This window comes from Shewanella sp. SM71 (assembly GCF_025653905.1).
In the GTDB taxonomy this organism is placed as follows: Bacteria; Pseudomonadota; Gammaproteobacteria; order Enterobacterales; family Shewanellaceae; genus Shewanella; species Shewanella oncorhynchi.
In genome coordinates this window covers 12,022-31,380 of record NZ_JAKKRW010000021.1, presented here as the reverse complement: position 1 = coordinate 31,380, position 19,359 = coordinate 12,022, and the positions used below count along the sequence as shown (strand labels likewise).

Here is a 19,359-nt window from a genome sequence, read left to right as displayed (position 1 = left end):
GGAGTTTACTTAGGTTGCCCTACAGACTTTTGGTCGCTGCTCGAAACTTGAGTAAGATAGCGGCTATAAAAGCGTACCTGTGATGGCTGTATTAATTGCACCAGTATTGTTGTGGCAATAACAAAAGGATGAAGTATGACTGCTGATAACCGCTATTTTTACGAACCGAGCAAAGGCCATGGCCTTGCACACGATCCTTTAAATGCGATTGTGGGGCCTCGACCGATCGGCTGGATTTCATCACGGAATGCCGAGGGGCAACGCAATCTCGCACCTTACAGCTTTTTCAATTGTTTCAACTACAAACCGCCCATCATTGGCTTTGCCAGCACAGGCTGGAAAGACAGTGTTGCTAATATCGTCGAAACAGGGGAGTTTGTGTGGAACCTCACCACTCGCGGCTTAGCCGAGCAGATGAATCAAACCTCCGCCATGCTGCCACGCGGTCAAGATGAGTTTAGCTTTGCCGGACTCACGGCTAAAGCAGGCACCATTGTTAAGGCAGACTTAGTGGCTGAAAGCCCAGTAAACTTCGAATGTAAGTTGTCCCAATGCATCCAGTTAACCGCCGCTAATGGCGACAAGATCGATACTTGGTTAGTGTTAGGAGAAGTGGTGGCTGTGCATATTGCTAAGCATTTACTCAATGCCGAGGGGATTTATCAAACTGCCCTCGCCGAACCCGTATTACGTGCTGGCGGCCCATCGGCCTATTATGGGATCTCAGAAGATCTGCGTTTTGATTTACATAGACCACAAGTGTAAGGGGCTGCTCAGTCGCCGCAGGGCTTTGGGTTTTTAAACTTCGTTTGAGTTTTTGACTTATGAGTTTTGGTATCTCATGGCTGAGCAATTCAAGGCTTATACTTATTATTCTTTAAAAGAAAAATCAAAGTCGTGGGGCTTCACCCCACACCCGACCAAGGAGGACTGCTCGTCCTATCCTCCTTGGATTCTTCAAGACGCCCCTAGCGAAGTTACATGCATTGGTTACCTGTCTCATACTCCAATAAAAATTGCCTAACGGCTCAGATGGGACATCCCTGTCCCCCCGAGCCTGCGCCATCATCCATGATGTCGCCACGGCATTTTTATCTGCGTATTTCGACAACTTCGCAGGGGGAGGTGAACTCCTGAGGTTTCGGTGTTAGCTGCTAATCTCAAATTAGTTGTGCCTGTCCTATCTTTTATACGGTCAAGATTTAACAATGCGTGTGCAGCGTTAAATGCTTTATTTTTCAGCTTTCTTTATCTTTCACTGAATCCATTTTAGGGTTTAACCTTTGATTCATTTTTTGCTTTTTTTTCAAATTTCTCAACTTTACTATAAAATCCAGATTTGAAGCAAAAACTATGTAGACAGCGAAAAGTTGTGCGTAACCAATAATCATAATTAAGAACAACCCGCCCCCACGAATTATTGATGGATAAACTTCGTACAAGTAACTGCTCTTTAAAATAGGGACGGCTATGGCTCCTATAATAAGGCTGCACATAACCAATGCAGAAAGAGCCACAACGCCAACAATAAGTGTAATCCTAGCCTCATCCTCATCTGAAAACACAACCTCGACTCTAGAAGGCTGAGTAATTTTCATAATGGCATTAGGATAAAGATAAGCTATCCAGATCCCCATTATAGTGAAGACCATAGCTGAAGTATTTTGCAGAATTGACAGAAATGGTGAGAGTTCAGTAAAACTCAAGTCATCCCTAAAAAAAATACTAATAGTCATGACTAACATGAGTACCATTAAATGCCAAATTACAGATTTTATATTACGCATGTCATTCACTTATGAAGCAGTAGCATAATCAACTGAAAGATCCGAAGTACCAAACGGAGCCAGCAACCTGTGACGGTTCAAATGCATTGCATTATATAATCGCACAGTACTGTAATGCCCTGATTCATCGTTACGACCACCAATATCACTTACGACTAAAACATTCTTTACAACAAACTTGTTTAGCCAACATATCCCACCAACACCTTCTTTTTTAAATCCTAAGTTAGCCCATTCTTCTAGGTCAGGATTATAGTTCTCGTGATAAGTCTCCATCATCTCCCCAAGTTGTTCTGGAGTTGGTGCCGCATCGACGATTACTTCTATTCGTCTTGTATCCCTATCACTTTCACTAGAGACGAATGGTAGCTGCCCACAAAGGCGCTGCCACCCAGTGCTTTGCATCTCTGCCACACTAATCACTTCACGTTTAACAAAATGAGTGATTTCTGAAGCGATACTGGCTAAGTCAGCGTTATTTGTAATTTTGGTATACTGTTGACTCGAAATTCTTAACCATAAATTATCACCCTCAGATGATGGGAAGCATACGGAAGTATACAGGCCAAGTTTCCCCTCTTTTTCTTCGGTAATTTTTGGCCTTACTGTACTGTGAAGCAGTACAAAGTCTTTTAAGTACCTATTCATTACTTGTGTATCAGATACTGAGCGAGGAAATTTAATTGAGGCAAAAATATTCATCACAGGCACAAACCAATAATACAAAGGCTCCCCCCAAATAATTTTTTCACCAGGAGTCACATCATCTGCGTCATATAGATGTTCATCATTAAGAGGCGCGTCAGACCGCAGACCATAAACACCGTCACCATTACCTATTGCTCGCCACAAAATAACAAGGTAATCACCAGTTTCTTCATTGCGGTCAATCGACTTTAGATAAACTTTCTTCCTATTAGAATATCCAACCGTTTCATCATCCCACAACAAAGTATCAGCTAGAGAGGTCCTAGTTCGATACCAAGTATTCAAATTATCAAGCACATAAGCCATATCTAATGGCTCGCTATAGTCAGACCCTACTCGGTGAAAGCCAAATTCCTTGTACTTAAAAAATGTAACTAATCCCTCAGCCATACGACCTCCACGAAAATACAGCAAACAAATAAAATCAATAAGATAGAGTGTATCAGCAATTTTTAAAGTGATACTAATAATAAATAAAGCAAATAGCAAAAAGATAGGACATGCAAAACTCTTTTGGGATAAACAGCCGACACCGAGGTCACAGTAGTTCACCTCCCACTGCGAAGTTGCTGAAGAGCGTTGAAGAAAATCGCGTGAGCTTGGCATGGATGCCAACCTAGCTTTCGGGGTACAGGATGTACCATCGGAAGCGTTAGCTATTTTCGAGTAAGCAGGAAGCCAGTAACTAATGCATGTAACTTCGCTAGGGGCGTCTTGGAGCATCCAAGGAGGATAGGACGAGCAGTCCTCCTTGGTCGGGTGTGGGGTGAAGCCCCACGACTTTAATCCAAACGAAGTTTGGGTAAACTCAATAGACTGCCATCTGCAAGATTGAAAAACAAAACCCCAGTAAAAACTGGGGTTTATTATTTAAGCCTTAGCTGGCAAAGGTTAGCCAGCTAAGCTAACCAATTATCGCGTTATTTGATAAACGCGAACGCATCACCGTAGAGATGCGCTTCTTCTACACCAATCTCACGGAAAATTTCCCGTGCTGCACCCACCATGTCGAAACGGCCGGCGATGTAGATGTCGTAGCCATTTAAGCTAACAAAATCTTGTTTGATTTGCGCTAACAGATTAGCGGTTTTGCCTTGCCAATTAGCGGGAGCTTCTTCGATAACTGGCACGAAGTGTAACCAAGGGTGAGCGTCGTGCCACTCGCGGGCGATGGTTTCAAAATACATGGCATCTTGGGTGCGACAACCCCAATACAGCATAGTTTCAACCTGTTGGCCGAGGGCTATTTGGTGCTCGATGATACTTTTAATGTAAGAGAAACCTGTGCCGCCGGCGATTAACAGGCGAGGGCGAATGCTTTCGTGACGCAGGTGGGCTTCGCCGCCTGGGGCTTCGATGTCGATAGTGCTGCCATCAAGGGCGCAGGCTTTCAGGCGCTCGACCACTTGCATTGGGTAGCTTTCACTCACAGCGGCGCCAATGTGTAATTCGATCAGCTCGGCGTTTGGCGCTGATGCGATAGAGAAGGGGCGTTTATCTTTTTCACCCATGACAACACATAAGTATTGCCCCGCTTGGAAATCGAAGGCGGTTTCAGGCCTTAACAATACTTGATATACGGCATCGTTAAATGGGTTAACTTTCTCTATCTTACAACGTATGGTTTTCATCAAACTTCCTTTGCACCTTTCTTCAACAGTATGTGTCTAGGTGTCGCTTTAGAGGCCTGTTATTGGCCTATTCTCTTGGCTAAAGCCGATACTTGAGTAATGGCTTAAGCTGAATTATAGGGTTGGGCTGTCGTCTATGCCTAACTCATCCCAGATTGAGTCGATCTTTTGTTTTACTTTTGGATCCATCACGATTGGCGTGCCCCATTCGCGGTTAGTTTCACCTTCCCACTTATTAGTGGCATCGAGTCCCATTTTTGAGCCTAAGCCCGCAACGGGTGAAGCAAAATCGAGGTAGTCGATCGGGGTGTTTTCTATCATCACAGTATCGCGTTTAGGGTCCATGCGGGTGGTGATCGCCCAGATCACATCCTGCCAGTCACGGCAGTTCACATCTTCATCCACTATGACAATAAACTTAGTGTACATAAATTGGCGCAGGAAAGACCAAGCGCCCATCATCACCCGTTTGGCGTGTCCCGGATATTGTTTGCGAATGGAGATCACTGCCATGCGGTACGAACAACCTTCTGGCGGCAGATAAAAATCAACGATCTCAGGATATTGCTTACGCAAAATTGGCACAAACACTTCGTTTAATGCGACCCCCAGCATGGCGGGCTCATCCGGTGGACGGCCAGTGTAAGTGCTGTGGTAGATGGCATCTTTACGGTGAGTGATGTGGGTAACGGTAAATACTGGAAATTTATCGGTTTCGTTGTAGTAACCCGTGTGATCGCCGTAGGGGCCTTCTTCCGCCAGTTCCTCAGGATCGATATAGCCTTCGAGGATGATTTCACTGGTGGCGGGCACTTCTAAGTCACAGCTTAATGCCTTACAGACTTCGGTACGTTCACCGCGCAGTAAACCGGCAAAAGCGTATTCGCTCATGGAATCGGGGACTGGGGTTACGGCACCTAAAATGGTCACAGGATCGGCGCCGAGTGCGACCACAACCGGATAACGCTCACCGGGGAATTGTTGTTTAAAATCAGCAAAATCTAACGCGCCGCCACGGTGGGACAACCAGCGCATGATCAGCTTGTTTTTACCCAGTAATTGTTGGCGATAAATGCCTAAATTCTGACGACTCTTGCGCGGGCCTTTGGTGATGGTTAAGCCCCAGGTCACCAGTGGCGCGACATCGCCAGGCCAGCAATGCTGAATAGGCAATTTAGTTAAATCGACCTCATCGCCGGTTTTGATGATTTGTTGGCAAGGCGGATTACGCACTGTCTTTGGCGGCATATTCAAGGCTTGCTTGAACATAGGGATCTTAGCGATCGCGTCTTTAAAACCCCGAGGTGGCTCGGGTTCTTTTAAAAAGGCTAACAGTTCGCCCACTTCGCGCAGGGCTAATGGGTCGTCTTTGCCGAGTGCCATGGCCACACGTTTTGGCGTACCGAACAGGTTTACCAACACGGGCATGTGATGGTTTTTGGGATTTTCAAATAATAGCGCAGGGCCTTGAGCGCGTAATACGCGATCGGCGATCTCTGTCATTTCTAAATGAGGATCAACTGGGTAGCTAATGCGTTTGAGTTCGCCATTGGCTTCTAAGTGATCAATAAAGCTGCGTAAATCCTTAAAACTCATGTGGAAATAGCCTCTGCGGTGAAAATCCGTGTGGCGCGCACTATAGCATTTTTCTGTTTTAGGGTTAACCAATTCAGTGATCTTCAAGCTTAGGAAGCGTAAAATGGTTACCAGTAAGTCGCGATAGATCTCGCTTACGCCTTTTATTTCGAGGTTTATATGAATATTCCTGTATGGTTTGCTCAAGAAAAGTATTTTCAAAGTCAATCACATAGCGCGCATAAGCGGTCGCTAAAGTGCTTGGTTTTATCGCTTGCCGTGGGGATCTCACTTTTGGGGGCGCTCAGTGTGCCGACTGTGGCGGTGGCCGGAAATAGAGGCTATTCGGATCAAGACGAACGCCACGGTCATCGTGATAGCCACAGTCGTGGCGAGAGTCATTACAACAATCGTCATGACAATTATTATGACAACCGCCATGTGCGCAAAGATAACCGCCATTATCGTCCCTATTATCGACCTTATTACCCTTGGGGTTTAGGACTGGGTTTAGGGCTCGCTACGGGGTGGGGATCGGGTTGGAATGTCGGTTATGGTGTGAACACCCATTGGAACAATGATTGGGGTTGGAATACGTCGCGTGATGCCTACGCTCGAAATTACTGGAACTCGCCCTATTCGGGCATAGGTTTGTCGATTCCTATGCGCTACGACGATGAACCTGTGGCCATTTCTGCACCTGTACGGGTAACAACCAGTATGCAGTATTCTGCGAGTGAAGGCCGTATGGTGTCGAGTATGCCTGTAAATATGGCCGGACAAACGACTGGGCAACTGGTGTCGCAAACTAGTAACGTCACAGGCAAAACAGCTGCGACTCCGCGTCCACGCGCACCGCACAGTGTGTCTAGCTTGCCGAGCAATGCTAGGGTTGTACAGCAGGATGGTCGTACACTTTACGAGTGGCAAGGCACGCTTTATGCCTACGACTGGAACAGTCAAACCTATCAAGAACAGTTAGTCAGATAGATTTACATTAGGTAAATGACTGAGAAATTGGAGCCCCTTAGTGGGCTCCAATTTATTTATCATCTTTTATTATCTTTTTATTATCTTTTTATTAGTTATTTATTAGCTAGTTGTCGTTTTATAGCATAGCGGAGACGAGGTTTGAATACTGTTAGAAATCAGGCTGCCCAAAACCAGCATAAGGGCGCCAGTACATTATGGGTGTTACTTGCCTTAGCACTCGGAACATTCGCTTTAGGCACCACAGAATTTGCTTCCATGACCTTAGTGCCTTATATCGCGAGCGATTTAGGGGTAGAGGTTGCCCATGTGAGTTATGCCATTAGTGCGTATGCGCTGGGGGTTGTGGTCGGTTCGCCGATTATCATGGTGCTAGCCGTTAGGGTCAGACGGCGAACACTCTTGATTGCCTTAGCCGGGTTAATGGCGGTGGCCAATGGCTTAAGTGCGTTAGCGCCATCATTGAATTGGTTAATCTTTTTTCGTTTTCTCAGCGGCTTGCCCCACGGCGCTTATTTCGGCGTGGCTATGTTGCTCGCCGCCTCTTTAGTGCCACCAGAAATGAAGGCCCGCGCCGTATCGCGGGTGATTATTGGTCTTACGCTGGCGACGATTATCGGTGTGCCGTTTGCGACTTGGATGGGGCAAACCGTGGGCTGGCGCTCGGGCATTGGTATAGTGGCGATTCTGGCGACCATTACCGCGATAATGGTGTATTTTTTAGCACCTAATCAAGCCGTGCCCGCTGATGCGAGTCCCAAAAAAGAGCTACAAACCCTTAAAAATCGTGAAGTCTGGCTGACGCTCGGCATCGCTGCCATTGGCTTTGGCGGTATCTTCTGCGTGTATACCTATCTGGCCGAAACCTTAATCCAAGTGACACAAGTCGAGCCGTTTAAGATCCCGATCATGATGGCGGTGTTTGGTATTGGCGCAACATTGGGGACGCTAGTGTGTGGCTGGGCGGCGGATAAGTCGGCCTTAGCGGCAGCGTTTTGGTCGTTAGTGTTAAGCACTGTGGTGTTGGCTATTTACCCGAGTTTGACCGGACATTACTGGGCGCTGATGCCCGTGGTATTTTTTGTCGGTTGTGGGTTAGGGCTCGCCACTATTGTGCAAGCCAGATTGATGGATGTGGCACCTGATGGGCAAGCCATGACAGGCGCTTTAGTGCAATGCGCCTTTAATCTTGCCAATGCAATTGGGCCTTGGGTGGGCAGTTTAGTGATACTGTCTGGACAAGGCATTGCCGCGACAGGTTATGCGGCATCTTTGTTGTCATTGGGAGGACTGTTGATGTGGTGGCTGACCCACAGAGAAAGCCGTCGCGTCGTTACTCTAAACACAGCGAACTGCGCCGACTAGCGAGTGCTAAGGAAGAGACGTAGTGGTCATATTCTGCGTCTCGAATCCGCACATTTAGCCCCTTTGTATGGTGATATCGGCGATATAACCATGCTCTGTGGCAACTAAGGCTTGTTTGAGCATGCCTGCCGCTTCATCGGCGGACATAAAGCTTGAGGTATCTAAAGCCTTACCGCTACTGGGCCAAAAGCCTGTGTCCATGCCGCCGGGATACACGGCAATCAACTTCATTGGGCTTTGTTTAAGCTCTAATCGCACCGACTCGATAAATCCCCGCACCGCCCATTTTGCCGCGCAGTAAGTGGATTCTCCCGCCTTGGCGGCCAGTGCTGCGGTGGACATGACCACAACCACAGTGACTGCTTGATCTTTATAGCGTTTCACTAATTCCCGCACTAACAGAATCGTCGAAGTGACATTGTTATTGAGCAGGCTTTGGATATCGCTCGCCCCTTGGGTTTCAATTGCACCAAAGTAGCCGCTGCCCGCGCAATGGATCACGGTTTTAGGGGCTTGCGTTAGGCCATCGAACAGGGCTTCGAGACTCGATTCACTGGCGAGATCGGCGGTGATAGCAGCGATCGTTTTGTTGGAGAAAGGCGTTAATGCATTGGCGACGGTTTGCAGGCGCTCGGCATGGCGACCTGTGAGTGTCAGTGCTTCATTCTCTTTGGCGTAGAGCGATGCGAGCGCCGCGCCTAAACCACTGCTGGCGCCGGTAATTAATATCATAGTGACCTCGGTTAATGCTGTCTTGGTTTGAAAACCGCATCTTAAATCTAAGTGCGCTTCAATTCATGGGAAGGCGAGCGGTTAGATTAAGGTAAATAGTGGCTGATCGAATGCCACTTCATCGCCGTCTTTGGCCCAAATAGTGCTGACCACGCCATCGCGCTCGGCTTGGATGGGATTCATCATTCTCATCGCTTCGATAATGCAGATCACTTCACCTTGGCTCACACGTTGACCGACTTTAACCAGCGGCACATCATCGAGTTCTGCCGCCGCGTAAAAAGTGCCGACCATAGGTGAGACTTGTAAAAAACCTTCTGTACTTGGCGAAATGCCTGTCTGCTTTGCCTGTTCATTCAAAGGCGCCACAGGTGCTCTGGGGATCGCTTGCTGTGATTGCACATTGGCTGGCATAGGGCTGTAGCGGGTGATGCGAATTGATTCTTCACCTTCGGTGATCGCCAGTTCTGCTATGTCAGATTCTTGTACTAACTCAATGAGTTTTTTAATTTTACGAAGATCCATTGCCATTTATCTGCCCTTGCAAAGCACGCTATTGAATAGAATTTACTGTGGCTGGTTGAGCCGCTTAATGGCCGCCGCCAGCGCAAACTCATAACCCTGTGAACCGAAACCGCAAATCACGCCTATCGCCTTATCGGAAAAATAGGAATGGTGGCGAAAGGCTTCACGGGCGTGCACATTGGATAAATGCACTTCAAAGAACGGAATTGCGACACCAAGCAAGGCATCACGCAGGGCAACGCTAGTATGGGTAAAGGCGGCGGGGTTGATAATAATCATCTGCGCATCGGTCGCATGAATCGCGTTGATCAACTCAAACTCGGCATTGGACTGAATATGCTCGAGCTCAACTTCCGCCAACTTTGCCTGCTGATTTAACTCCGCCACTATGTCGGCTAAGGTTTGATGACCATAAACGCTGGGCTCGCGGCGGCCTAAGAGGTTGAGATTGGGGCCATTGACGAGCAAAATTTTGTGACTCATTGCGCTTTCCTTTACGGCATGCCTTGGGATTTATGCTGGGATTAAAGTTGGAATAAATTTATTTCAGTTTTCTACATAGGCCATTAACTTAACCTGTTCAAATCGATTTTGCATTATCCGTTAGTCAATTGTGTGCGAGCTGATCATGTGCGAGCCGATTATACCTTTGAAATCCTGTGCCATTGTTGGCTGGGTTCAATTGCGGTTATTTCTCTGGTACCGAGTTAGCAATTGCCTAAGTTGGCTGTCAGTTGAGTTAATTGTCACCTAAGTTAACTATCACCTAAGTTAATAGTCACTCTTCTGTTGGCGCATGGCCTTAGTGGCACCTTTTTGTTTCTTGGTCTCTAATCGCCGCGTTTGGCTGCCTTTAGTGGCGCGGGTGGGGATGCGTTTTTTCTGCACTTCACCGACACTGGCAACTAAGGCGATAAATTGCTCCAAGGCGGTTTGGCGGTTGGCATCTTGGCTGCGGCTCGCTTGGCATTTGATGATGATTTTGCCGCTTTTAGTGATGCGGTGATCCGCCTTGTTGAGCAGGCGTTCTTGGTAAAACTCGGGTAATGATGAGCTTTTAATATCGAAAATCAGCTGCGCAGCGGTGGACACTTTATTTAAGTGCTGGCCGCCTGCACCACTCGAACGGATAAATTGCCACTCGATTTCATTTTCCTGAAGTTCCACACGGTTTGAGATTTTTATCATGGCAAACTTAGGCATTTTTCAGCATGGATTGAGAAGCCATCAATAATGACTTATGGCTTTCCAATAGATTTGTTATCATCGGGCGCATTCTTTGCCGCTGCATTGGCTAAAGCCATTGCCTGCAAAAGTGTTCTCGATTCGGAGTGCCTCTATGTTATGCCAAATCCCCGATATTGCTAAGGGTGTTATCAGTCTTTTTGCCAGTGGCCGACTATCCTCCACCGATTATCGGACCCGTTTACAGCCTGCGATTAAAAGTTATCGTAAGGATTGGGGCCAAGTTTGCCTGTATATTGAGGCAGATGTGTTACTCGAAGGCTGGGAATTTGAGTCGCTGACCGGTAGTGGTGAAGTCCAGTTACCGAATTTTGAAGCCTTAGTGTTTGTGGGCGGCCCTGATTGGGTAGGAAATGCGGTGCGCTTACTCGGGCCTTTTATGCAGGGCGAAGTGGCTTGGTTTCCACTCGAACAGAAAGCCAAAGCGATTGCTTGGATCACTAAGCGTTCGAATATTTAATGGTCTAATTTAGGCCATATTTACAAGGAATTAAGTATGTCATTATTGAAATCGGGCTCTGTTTCTTCGCTGACAGTTTCTAAGGTCAGTGCGATTGCGTTAGTGTTGGCATTTACCGCTGGACTGAGTGCCTGCGCGCCAGAAGTGGGCAGTGATGCTTGGTGTAAACAGATGAAAAATAAGCCGTCTGGCGATTGGACTGCTAACGAAGCCGCTGATTATGCTAAGCACTGTGTATTTAAATAAGTGCTGTGCATTTAAATAAGCACTGAGTGTTTAAGTCAGCGTTAGCCTTTAGAGATCACAGCTTGAAAGACTTTGCTTGCGAGCTGTGAACTTATGTTTATCATACGGGTCAGATGTTCCGTTATCCGTTATCCGTTATCCGTTATCCGTTATCCGTTATTTGCTATAGGTGATATTTGAATTCTACCGCTAAGCCATTTTTTACTCGAATGGTGACCCTACTGATAGCCATTATCGTGCTGCAATTTGCTGGCGCGAATATGGGTGCGCATCAGTTACATGCGGGCAATGGTGCGGAAGAAGCTGAGAATCATCCCCATCTGCAATTTAGCGCTCAAGTGACCACTTTGGCCCAATGTGTCGATTGCGTTTGTCCAAGCGAGCAAGCCTTAGGCTTTGCGGACTCCACGGGTGTCACCAGTCATCACGCGGGTGAAAACCAAAGCAGCGGATTGCATTCCCACTTAGTGAAAACCACTGAAATACAAGATTTTGACCTATGCCTCGACTGCCAATGCCATGGCGGTCATGTGGCGTTGTTATCTCAGGCAGTGAGTCAGCCTGTACAGGCGTTAGAAAGCGTCTATCTGCCTACCGATGTATCCTATTTTCCGCCTGAAAATTTACCTAAATACCGCCCTCCTATCGCTTAATTCTCTAATATTCGGCTTATTTCTCGGCCTAGGACGATTGATTCATCTGATTGGATCTCATTCTATTTTGCCGCGTGATAAGCCCGTTATGTTCATCCCCCAAAAGATACGCTTGAACTGATGCTTGCAGCGTTAACTGTTGGAGCCGTCATTGGCTTTTTAGCCGCGCACTGTATTGCTTGGCGGGATGATTCGATCGGCGCTTATTTGCCATGCCCAGAACGATATGATTGCTTTGCATTGAGCTATTTAAATGAAGCTCACATCTAGCCGTTTCGCTTTGGGCGCAAAAGTCAGCCGATCCACATTCGATATTGTTAGGATTTGCGATGAAAAAAACGATTCTTGCCCGTACTTTAGTTTGTCTGTTTAGATCGGGCTTGTTTAGCTGCGGATTAGTATTGGCCGCCGGATTGCTAGCCTTTGCCCTCGCGGCAGAAAATGACTCTCTTGAAGTCAATGTCCTTGAAGTCAAGGTCCTTGAAACCAAAGCCTCTGAAGCTAATGCCCCTGAAATCAATGCCTCTGAAGTTGAGGCATTTAAGGCGCAATCACTGGGCTTACCCGCCAAAGAAACCGACACGGCACATGTCAACTTTGGCCAATGGTTGCCTGAGTTACTCACACAGTTCAATCAGTTACCTGAAGTTCAGGCGCAACTTGTAAGGCAGCAACAGGCCAAACTGGCCATTCAGGCGGCAGATCGCGCTGTGTATAACCCAGAACTTGGGCTTAATTATCAAAATGCCGATACAGATGCCTACAGCTTAGGGCTGAGCCAAACCCTCGATTGGGGCGACAAACGCGGCGTGGCGACAAAGCGTGCCGAGCTTGAAGCGCAAATCCTGTTAGCAGATATAGGGTTAGAGCGTAGCCAAATGTTGGCCGAACGCTTACTGGCGTTGGCAGAACAGGCGCAAAGCCGTAAGGCGCTGACCTTTGCTGAGCAGCAATTAAGGTTCACCAAGGCGCAGCTCAATATTGCTGAGCAGCGATTGGCGGCGGGGGATTTATCCAACGTCGAGCTGCAATTGATACAACTCGAAGTCGCCTCTAATACTGCCGACTACGCCTTAGCCGAGCAGGTGGCCTTAGTGGCCGATGGCAAAGTAATTGAATTACTTGGGGATAATAATTTTGCTTTTAGTGAGTTTATCAAAGAGATCCATTTCTTTGTGACTCAGGCTAAGCAAGCGCCAGCGGCCGAGTTGGGCACCTCTACATCAGCCTTGCCAGCCCTGGCGAGTGCTTATCAGCAAGTGCTGCTCGCCAGAGTTAATGTTATGCAAGTCAAAGCGGAAGCTTCAGCTGACCCAACTATTAGCCTAGGCGCAGAAAAGGAGGGCACGGACAATAAGCTCGGTGTCGGCGTGTCGATTCCTCTACAAGTTCGCAATAACTACAGTGAGTTGCAAGCCGTAGCCGATAAGGGCATCGCTATCGCGGAGCAAGGCTATCTTGCCCGTGAGCGAGTGCTTACCGCTAAGCAGAAACAATTCCTCTATGCGTTACCGCGTTTACTCGAACGTTACCAAGACTGGCGTGAGTTAGTGCAAGTGTCAGGTGCTAAAGCCGCTAAATCCTTAAGCCAACAATGGCAGGCGGGGGATGTGAGTACTAGCGAGTACTTACAGAGCCGTCGTCAGTTAGCCGCCAGTTATTTGGTGGGCTTAAACCTAGAAACGGCTATCTATCAAAGTTGGTTAACTTGGATGGGCGAAAGCGGCCAGCTTATGCCTTTTATCGAAAAGCTCATTATCGAAAAGCTAAATGCAGTCCCTTCGATAACATCTAATGCCGCCGCACGCACAGTAAACCCATGAGGTCACAATAATGAATTCAAATACTCACCACGAAAATGTCCTTCAACTGGATGCTATAACGACGTCTGAAAAGCGTCGGTTTAACCTATCAAAAATTGCGCTCGCATTATTCGTGCTGAGCACGCTGGCATTTCTCGCTCAGCCTGTATTGGCTGGCGGTGATCACGCTCCCGTCGCTAAGGCAAGCGGCGATTCGGTAACGCAAACGGCGCCGACGGATGAACACGGCGAACAGGCGTTGAAATTGACCGAAGCGCAGCAAGCCTTGGCGGGGATTAGCTTGTTACCTTTGTCGAGCGATAGCTTGAACCTCGCCAATTTGAATCTCGATATTAGGGCGACGGCGACCTTAGTGGTGGATCGCGATCGAACCGCGACCCTTGCGCCGCAGCTCGATGTGCGTGTGTTGGCGCGCCATGTGGTGCCGGGGCAAGAAGTGAAAAAAGGTGAGCCTTTACTTACCTTGGGTGGCGCAGCCGTTGCGCAGGCACAGGCGGACTACATTAATGCCGCTGCCGAATGGAGCCGAGTCAAACGCATGAGTGAAGGTGCGGTTAGCGTCAGTCGGCGGATGCAGGCGCAGGTGGATGCCGAACTTAAACGGGCGATTTTAGAGGCAATTAAGATGACGCCCGCGCAAATTCGTGCACTGGAATCGACGCCCGAAGCCATAGGCAGTTATCAACTCTTAGCACCAATTGACGGCAGAGTGCAGCAGGATATCGCCATGCTAGGTCAAGTTTTTAGCGCGGGCACACCCTTAATGCAACTGACCGATGAATCCTATTTATGGGTTGAGGCGCAGTTAACCCCAACTCAAACTACGTATATCCAGGTTGGCAGTTCAGCTTTAGTGCAAGTAGGGGATAAGACGTTGGCAGGTAAGATCATCGGTCGCTCCCATGAACTCGACAGCGTAACGCGCACCGAGCAAGTGCTGGTGAGTATGCCCAATCCTGATCATGTGTTGCATGCGGGGCAATTTGCTGAACTCTACTTTGCTGGCTCTACTACCGATCCAAACGGCAGTGGCATAGTGCTGCCCGATACGGCGTTGACCCGTGGCGGCGATGGCGATTGGCAGATTTTTATTCAAGATGAGGATGGCTTCGAGTCCATTGAGGTAGAAGTGGTGCAGCGTCAACGTGGTCTGAGTCTAGTGCGTGGACCTGAGCTTGAAAAAGCCCAACAGGCACAGCTCAATGTTGTGGTGGCTGGCGCGTTCTTCTTGGCATCCGAGCAGGCGAAAGCGGGCTTTGATATTCACGCCCACTAATATGAGCGCCCTTATTTTGGAGATTTTCTATGTTGCAAAAGTTAATCGAAGCCGCGATTAAAAATCGGCTGTTAGTGGTATTGGCTCTGCTCGCCGTGATTGTGGGCTGTGTGGCCATGTTACCTAAGTTGAATCTCGATGCCTTTCCTGATGTGACTAACGTGCAAGTGACCATCAATACAGCGGCCGAAGGCTTAGCTGCAGAAGAGGTGGAAAAACTTATCAGTTATCCGGTGGAATCGGCCATGTACGCCTTGCCAGCTGTGACTGAGGTGCGCTCGTTATCGCGTACCGGCTTGTCGATTGTGACTGTGGTATTTGCCGAGGGGACGGATATTTACTTCGCTCGTCAGCAAGTGTTTGAACAGTTGCAGGCGGCGCGGGAGATGATCCCAAGCGGCGTCGGAGTGCCGGAAATCGGCCCCAATACCTCGGGATTAGGGCAGATTTATCAGTATATTCTGCGCGCAGAACCTAACTCTGGCATTAATGCCGCCGAGCTGCGTAGCTTAAATGATTATCTGGTGAAGTTGATATTGATGCCCGTGGGCGGCGTGACTGAAGTCTTGTCTTTTGGTGGCGATGTGCGCCAATACCAAGTGCAGGTCGAGCCGAATAAACTGCGTGCCTATGGCTTGTCTATGGCGCAGGTGACCGAAGCGCTAGAGAGCAATAACCGCAACGCTGGCGGTTGGTTTATGGACCAAGGCCAAGAGCAACTTGTGGTGCGCGGCTATGGCATGTTGCCCGCAGGAGACGCGGGATTGGCGGCGATCGCGCAGATCCCTCTGACCGAAGCCAGCGGTACGCCAGTGCGTATTGGCGATATCGCTCAGGTGGATTTCGGCAGCGAGATCCGTGTCGGGGCAGTGACTATGACGCGCCGCGATGAATCTGGCCAAGTGCAAAATCTCGGTGAAGTGGTGGCTGGTGTCGTGCTCAAACGCATGGGGGCAAACACTAAGGCGACGATTGACGATATTGGTGCGCGGGTGAGCCTTATTGAGCAGGCATTGCCCGATGGCGTGTCCTTTGAGGTGTTTTACGACCAAGCGGATCTGGTCGATAAGGCTGTGACCACAGTGCGCGACGCGCTGCTAATGGCCTTTGTGTTTATCGTGGTGATCTTGGCGTTGTTCCTCGTCAATATCCGCGCGACCTTGCTGGTGCTGCTGTCGATTCCAGTGTCTATCGGGCTCGCACTTATGGTGATGTCCTATTATGGTTTGTCGGCAAACCTGATGTCGCTCGGCGGTTTAGCTGTGGCGATTGGTATGTTAGTCGATGGCTCTGTGGTGATGGTGGAGAATATTTTCAAACACTTAACCCAACCGGATCGCCGCCATTTACCTGAGGCGAGGGCGCGTGCCGATGGTGAGGACGATCCCTATCACAGTGAGGAGGATGGCGCTAAAGTCAGTGGTGATGTCAGCGAATCGAATATGGTTATTCGGATAATGCTCGCGGCAAAAGAGGTGTGTAGTCCAATCTTCTTCGCCACCGCCATTATTATCGTCGTATTTGCGCCGCTGTTTGCACTCGAAGGCGTTGAAGGCAAGCTGTTCCAGCCGATGGCGGTCAGTATCATTTTGGCTATGATGTCGGCGTTGCTGGTGGCGCTGATTGCCGTGCCAGCCCTTGCCGTGTATCTGTTTAAGCGCGGTGTGCTGCTTAAACAAAGTGTGATTTTAGCGCCACTGGATGCCGCTTATCGCAAGTTACTGACGGCAACGCTTGCTAGGCCAAAGGTGGTGATGCTCAGCGCCTTAGTGATGTTCGGCTTGAGTCTATTACTGCTACCAAGGCTGGGTACCGAATTTGTGCCTGAACTGGAGGAAGGCACGATTAACTTGAGGGTGACGCTGGCACCGACGGCGAGTTTAGGTACTTCGCTCCAAGTCGCACCTAAGCTTGAGGCTATTTTGCTAGCATTTCCCGAGGTGGAATATGCCTTGAGCCGCATTGGTGCGCCTGAACTGGGCGGCGATCCTGAGCCTGTGAGTAATATTGAAGTCTATATTGGCTTGAAACCGATAGCAGAGTGGCAGTCGGCAAGCTCGCGCTTGGAACTGCAACGCTTGATGGAGGAAAAGCTCAGCGTGTTCCCCGGACTCTTGTTGACCTTTTCGCAGCCGATTGCGACTCGGGTAGATGAATTACTTTCGGGGGTAAAAGCCCAGCTAGCGATTAAAATCTTCGGCCCTGATTTAGCAGTATTGTCACAGAAAGGCCAAGCGCTTACCGATCTCGTCGCGAAAATCCCCGGTGCCGTGGATGTGTCGCTTGAGCAAGTGAGCGGCGAGGCGCAATTGGTCGTGCGCCCCAAACGCGAGCTATTGGCACGCTACGGCATCAGTGTTGATCAAGTGATGAGCCTCGTCAGCCAAGGTATTGGTGGCGCGAGTGCAGGGCAAGTGATCGATGGCAATGCCAGATACGACATCAATGTGCGACTCGCGGCCGAGTTTCGCCAAAGCCCTGATGCGATTAAAGACTTATTACTCAGTGGTACAAATGGCGCCACAGTGCGCTTAGGGGAAGTCGCCAGCGTCGAAGTGGAAATGGCGCCGCCGAATATTCGCCGTGACGATGTGCAGCGCCGTGTTGTGGTGCAGGCCAACGTGGCGGGGCGCGATATGGGCTCGGTTGTAAAAGATATTTATGCCCTAGTGCCAAAGGCGGATTTGCCAGCGGGATATACAGTGATCATTGGCGGCCAATATGAGAATCAGCAGCGAGCGCAGCAAAAGTTAATGCTAGTGGTGCCGATTTCTATCGCCTTGATTGCCTTGTTGTTGTACTTCTCCTTTGGTTCATTCAAGCAAGTGTTGCTCATCATGGCGAACGTGCCCTTAGCTTTGATTGGCGGCATAGTGGCCCTGTATGTCAGTGGCACTTATTTATCTGTGCCTAGCTCTATTGGCTTTATCACTCTATTTGGGGTTGCGGTGCTCAACGGTGTGGTGCTGGTGGATTCGATTAATCAGCGCAGGCAAAGCGGCGAAGCACTCTATGATTGTGTTTATGAGGGCACGGTTGGGCGTTTGCGACCCGTATTGATGACGGCACTGACCTCGGCCTTAGGTTTGATCCCGATTTTATTGTCATCGGGTGTCGGCAGTGAGATCCAAAAGCCCTTGGCAGTGGTGATTATCGGTGGCTTGTTTAGCTCGACGGCGCTGACCTTACTCGTCTTGCCGACCTTGTATCGCTGGCTATATCGCGGCGATAAGTGCATTGATGAGCTTGATTCGCTACAGATTAATCACAAGTAAGCCGTCATCGTGGGCAATAACTTGTTATGTTTCGGGTTATTGCCTTCGTTGTAGACAGGGTTATCACATTGACTAAAACTCTAAAAATCAGTGAGCTAAAGAGTGATAGATGGGCTAGTCTTAGAGTCGACATTAAGGACATTCATTTCTGGAGAATATTATGATCGCGGTAATTTTTGAAGTCATCCCGACAAAGGAAGGAAAGGAAGAGTATCTGCACGTGGCGGCTGAAATGCGCCAATATTTAGAAGGTCGTACGGGGCTGATCTCGATCGAACGTTTTCAGAGCTTAACCGACGATGGCAAAGTACTGAGCCTGTCGTTCTGGGAGGACCAAGCCTCTATTACCCAATGGCGCAATCAGATGGCCCACAGTATTGCCGAGCAAACGGGTATAGTGCCTTGTTTGTTTAACTCTTATCGCATTCGGGTGGCAGAAGTAGTGCAAGATTACAGTGAAACTGTGCATGTTGAAGTTGAGTAATCACTTATCTCGCTGATGTAAAAACAAAACCCATCTCTAGAGATGGGTTTTTTATGCGTGACACTTAAGTTTGAGATTATTTTTCTTGTTGAGCTTTCAATAGATCGCGGATTTCAGACAGCAACTCTTCTTCTTTGGTCGGTGCTGGTGGCGCTTTAGGCGCATCTTCTTCCTTGCGTTTTAGGGTGTTAATGGCTTTTAAACCCATAAAAATGGCGAAGGCGATAATCGTAAAGTCGATAATAGTCTGAATGAATTTGCCATAGGCAATGACCACAGAAGGCGCATCACCTTGAGCTGCCTGTAGCACTATGCTCAAATCACTAAAATTCACACCACCTAGGATGATACCAATCGGTGGCATGATGACATCGGCCACGAAGGACGAGACTATTTTGCCGAATGCGGCACCTATGATGATACCAACGGCCATGTCGATCACATTGCCACGGGACGCAAAAGCTTTGAACTCTTTAATTAAGCTCATTAGGTTTCCTCCAAAATTGAGATTAAATGTTAAATTTTATTGTGCAAACTGTATCAGGAAAACCTAAGGTCTTTTGCAGCCTGTTACCTTGCCAAGC

At 48.6% G+C, this 19,359-nt stretch carries 19 protein-coding genes; 10 read left to right on the top strand and 9 right to left on the bottom strand.

Annotated features, from left to right (window positions below; translation table 11 throughout):
- The first annotated feature begins 135 nt into the window (after positions 1-135).
- The gene (locus tag L5L97_RS18340) at positions 136-765 is read left to right on the top strand and encodes a flavin reductase family protein (RefSeq protein ID WP_011845657.1); all 630 of its coding nucleotides are present in this window, start codon (positions 136-138) and stop codon (positions 763-765) included.
- 473 nt (positions 766-1,238) lie between these two features.
- Here the strand turns inward: L5L97_RS18340 and L5L97_RS18335 are convergent, their stop codons facing one another.
- From L5L97_RS18335 to ubiD, 4 genes are all read right to left on the bottom strand, one after another.
- Positions 1,239-1,787 carry a hypothetical protein gene (locus L5L97_RS18335; protein WP_263183332.1) on the bottom strand — a complete coding sequence of 183 codons (549 nt, stop codon included), beginning with the start codon at positions 1,785-1,787 and terminating at the stop codon, positions 1,239-1,241.
- Between the two features lie 9 nt (positions 1,788-1,796).
- Complete coding sequence (locus L5L97_RS18330; RefSeq protein WP_263183330.1) at positions 1,797-3,101, bottom strand: hypothetical protein; 1,305 nt, start codon at positions 3,099-3,101, stop codon at positions 1,797-1,799.
- Positions 3,102-3,415: 314 nt separating this feature from the next.
- Positions 3,416-4,126: an NAD(P)H-flavin reductase gene (gene fre, locus L5L97_RS18325; RefSeq protein WP_106648267.1), complete on the bottom strand. Its 711-nt coding sequence runs from the start codon at positions 4,124-4,126 to the stop codon at positions 3,416-3,418.
- Between the two features lie 114 nt (positions 4,127-4,240).
- Complete coding sequence (ubiD, locus tag L5L97_RS18320; RefSeq protein WP_131524245.1) at positions 4,241-5,722, bottom strand: 4-hydroxy-3-polyprenylbenzoate decarboxylase; 1,482 nt, start codon at positions 5,720-5,722, stop codon at positions 4,241-4,243.
- A gap of 159 nt (positions 5,723-5,881) precedes the next feature.
- On the opposite strand from ubiD, the gene L5L97_RS18315 reads away from it, so the two are divergent.
- Positions 5,882-6,691 carry a hypothetical protein gene (locus tag L5L97_RS18315; protein WP_263183329.1) on the top strand — a complete coding sequence of 270 codons (810 nt, stop codon included), beginning with the start codon at positions 5,882-5,884 and terminating at the stop codon, positions 6,689-6,691.
- 141 nt (positions 6,692-6,832) lie between these two features.
- Positions 6,833-8,056, top strand: a complete 1,224-nt coding sequence (locus tag L5L97_RS18310) for an MFS transporter (RefSeq protein WP_105250336.1) — start codon at positions 6,833-6,835, stop codon at positions 8,054-8,056.
- A 54-nt stretch (positions 8,057-8,110) separates the two neighbouring features.
- On the opposite strand, the gene L5L97_RS18305 is transcribed toward L5L97_RS18310, so the two are convergent.
- The 4 genes from L5L97_RS18305 to arfB form a co-directional block, all read right to left on the bottom strand.
- Positions 8,111-8,788, bottom strand: a complete 678-nt coding sequence (locus L5L97_RS18305) for an SDR family NAD(P)-dependent oxidoreductase (RefSeq protein ID WP_263145418.1) — start codon at positions 8,786-8,788, stop codon at positions 8,111-8,113.
- An 81-nt stretch (positions 8,789-8,869) separates the two neighbouring features.
- Positions 8,870-9,319 (bottom strand): acetyl-CoA carboxylase biotin carboxyl carrier protein, encoded by a 450-nt coding sequence (gene accB / locus L5L97_RS18300; protein WP_105250334.1) that lies wholly within the window; start codon positions 9,317-9,319, stop codon positions 8,870-8,872.
- 36 nt (positions 9,320-9,355) lie between these two features.
- On the bottom strand, positions 9,356-9,796 hold the full coding sequence (gene aroQ / locus L5L97_RS18295) for a type II 3-dehydroquinate dehydratase (RefSeq protein WP_006084274.1): 441 nt from the start codon (positions 9,794-9,796) through the stop codon (positions 9,356-9,358).
- 288 nt (positions 9,797-10,084) lie between these two features.
- Positions 10,085-10,516: an alternative ribosome rescue aminoacyl-tRNA hydrolase ArfB gene (gene arfB / locus L5L97_RS18290; RefSeq protein WP_011787977.1), complete on the bottom strand. Its 432-nt coding sequence runs from the start codon at positions 10,514-10,516 to the stop codon at positions 10,085-10,087.
- A gap of 136 nt (positions 10,517-10,652) precedes the next feature.
- Here arfB and L5L97_RS18285 point away from each other — a divergent pair, with 136 nt between their 5' ends.
- From L5L97_RS18285 to L5L97_RS18255, 7 genes are all read left to right on the top strand, one after another.
- The gene (locus L5L97_RS18285; RefSeq protein WP_105250333.1) at positions 10,653-11,018 is read left to right on the top strand and encodes an STAS/SEC14 domain-containing protein; all 366 of its coding nucleotides are present in this window, start codon (positions 10,653-10,655) and stop codon (positions 11,016-11,018) included.
- A 36-nt stretch (positions 11,019-11,054) separates the two neighbouring features.
- A complete protein-coding gene (locus L5L97_RS18280) occupies positions 11,055-11,264 on the top strand; it encodes a DUF3012 domain-containing protein (protein WP_076498649.1) in 210 nt (69 codons plus the stop codon).
- A 209-nt stretch (positions 11,265-11,473) separates the two neighbouring features.
- The gene (locus L5L97_RS18275; RefSeq protein ID WP_076499051.1) at positions 11,474-11,917 is read left to right on the top strand and encodes a hypothetical protein; all 444 of its coding nucleotides are present in this window, start codon (positions 11,474-11,476) and stop codon (positions 11,915-11,917) included.
- A 329-nt stretch (positions 11,918-12,246) separates the two neighbouring features.
- Positions 12,247-13,740, top strand: a complete 1,494-nt coding sequence (locus L5L97_RS18270) for a TolC family protein (RefSeq protein ID WP_131524250.1) — start codon at positions 12,247-12,249, stop codon at positions 13,738-13,740.
- A gap of 10 nt (positions 13,741-13,750) precedes the next feature.
- Positions 13,751-15,016, top strand: coding sequence for an efflux RND transporter periplasmic adaptor subunit (locus L5L97_RS18265; RefSeq protein WP_263183326.1), 1,266 nt, complete (start codon positions 13,751-13,753; stop codon positions 15,014-15,016).
- Positions 15,017-15,045: 29 nt separating this feature from the next.
- Positions 15,046-18,291, top strand: coding sequence for an efflux RND transporter permease subunit (locus tag L5L97_RS18260; protein ID WP_263183325.1), 3,246 nt, complete (start codon positions 15,046-15,048; stop codon positions 18,289-18,291).
- 160 nt (positions 18,292-18,451) lie between these two features.
- Entirely contained in the window at positions 18,452-18,775 is a 324-nt protein-coding gene (locus L5L97_RS18255) for an antibiotic biosynthesis monooxygenase family protein (protein WP_263183324.1), read from the top strand.
- A 76-nt stretch (positions 18,776-18,851) separates the two neighbouring features.
- Here L5L97_RS18255 and mscL read toward each other — a convergent pair whose 3' ends face one another.
- Positions 18,852-19,262 carry a large-conductance mechanosensitive channel protein MscL gene (gene mscL, locus L5L97_RS18250; RefSeq protein WP_105250328.1) on the bottom strand — a complete coding sequence of 137 codons (411 nt, stop codon included), beginning with the start codon at positions 19,260-19,262 and terminating at the stop codon, positions 18,852-18,854.
- Positions 19,263-19,359: the final 97 nt, after the last annotated feature.

Coding starts and splice junctions, on each gene's coding strand:
- L5L97_RS18340 (WP_011845657.1), top strand. CDS start 136: ATGACTGCTGATAACCGCTATTTTTACGAACCGAGCAAAGGCCATGGC.
- L5L97_RS18335 (WP_263183332.1), bottom strand. CDS start 1,787: ATGCGTAATATAAAATCTGTAATTTGGCATTTAATGGTACTCATGTTA.
- L5L97_RS18330 (WP_263183330.1), bottom strand. CDS start 3,101: ATGCCAAGCTCACGCGATTTTCTTCAACGCTCTTCAGCAACTTCGCAG.
- fre (WP_106648267.1), bottom strand. CDS start 4,126: ATGAAAACCATACGTTGTAAGATAGAGAAAGTTAACCCATTTAACGAT.
- ubiD (WP_131524245.1), bottom strand. CDS start 5,722: ATGAGTTTTAAGGATTTACGCAGCTTTATTGATCACTTAGAAGCCAAT.
- L5L97_RS18315 (WP_263183329.1), top strand. CDS start 5,882: ATGAATATTCCTGTATGGTTTGCTCAAGAAAAGTATTTTCAAAGTCAA.
- L5L97_RS18305 (WP_263145418.1), bottom strand. CDS start 8,788: ATGATATTAATTACCGGCGCCAGCAGTGGTTTAGGCGCGGCGCTCGCA.
- accB (WP_105250334.1), bottom strand. CDS start 9,319: ATGGCAATGGATCTTCGTAAAATTAAAAAACTCATTGAGTTAGTACAA.
- aroQ (WP_006084274.1), bottom strand. CDS start 9,796: ATGAGTCACAAAATTTTGCTCGTCAATGGCCCCAATCTCAACCTCTTA.
- arfB (WP_011787977.1), bottom strand. CDS start 10,516: ATGCCTAAGTTTGCCATGATAAAAATCTCAAACCGTGTGGAACTTCAG.
- L5L97_RS18285 (WP_105250333.1), top strand. CDS start 10,653: ATGTTATGCCAAATCCCCGATATTGCTAAGGGTGTTATCAGTCTTTTT.
- L5L97_RS18280 (WP_076498649.1), top strand. CDS start 11,055: ATGTCATTATTGAAATCGGGCTCTGTTTCTTCGCTGACAGTTTCTAAG.
- L5L97_RS18275 (WP_076499051.1), top strand. CDS start 11,474: ATGGTGACCCTACTGATAGCCATTATCGTGCTGCAATTTGCTGGCGCG.
- L5L97_RS18270 (WP_131524250.1), top strand. CDS start 12,247: ATGAAAAAAACGATTCTTGCCCGTACTTTAGTTTGTCTGTTTAGATCG.
- L5L97_RS18265 (WP_263183326.1), top strand. CDS start 13,751: ATGAATTCAAATACTCACCACGAAAATGTCCTTCAACTGGATGCTATA.
- L5L97_RS18260 (WP_263183325.1), top strand. CDS start 15,046: ATGTTGCAAAAGTTAATCGAAGCCGCGATTAAAAATCGGCTGTTAGTG.
- L5L97_RS18255 (WP_263183324.1), top strand. CDS start 18,452: ATGATCGCGGTAATTTTTGAAGTCATCCCGACAAAGGAAGGAAAGGAA.
- mscL (WP_105250328.1), bottom strand. CDS start 19,262: ATGAGCTTAATTAAAGAGTTCAAAGCTTTTGCGTCCCGTGGCAATGTG.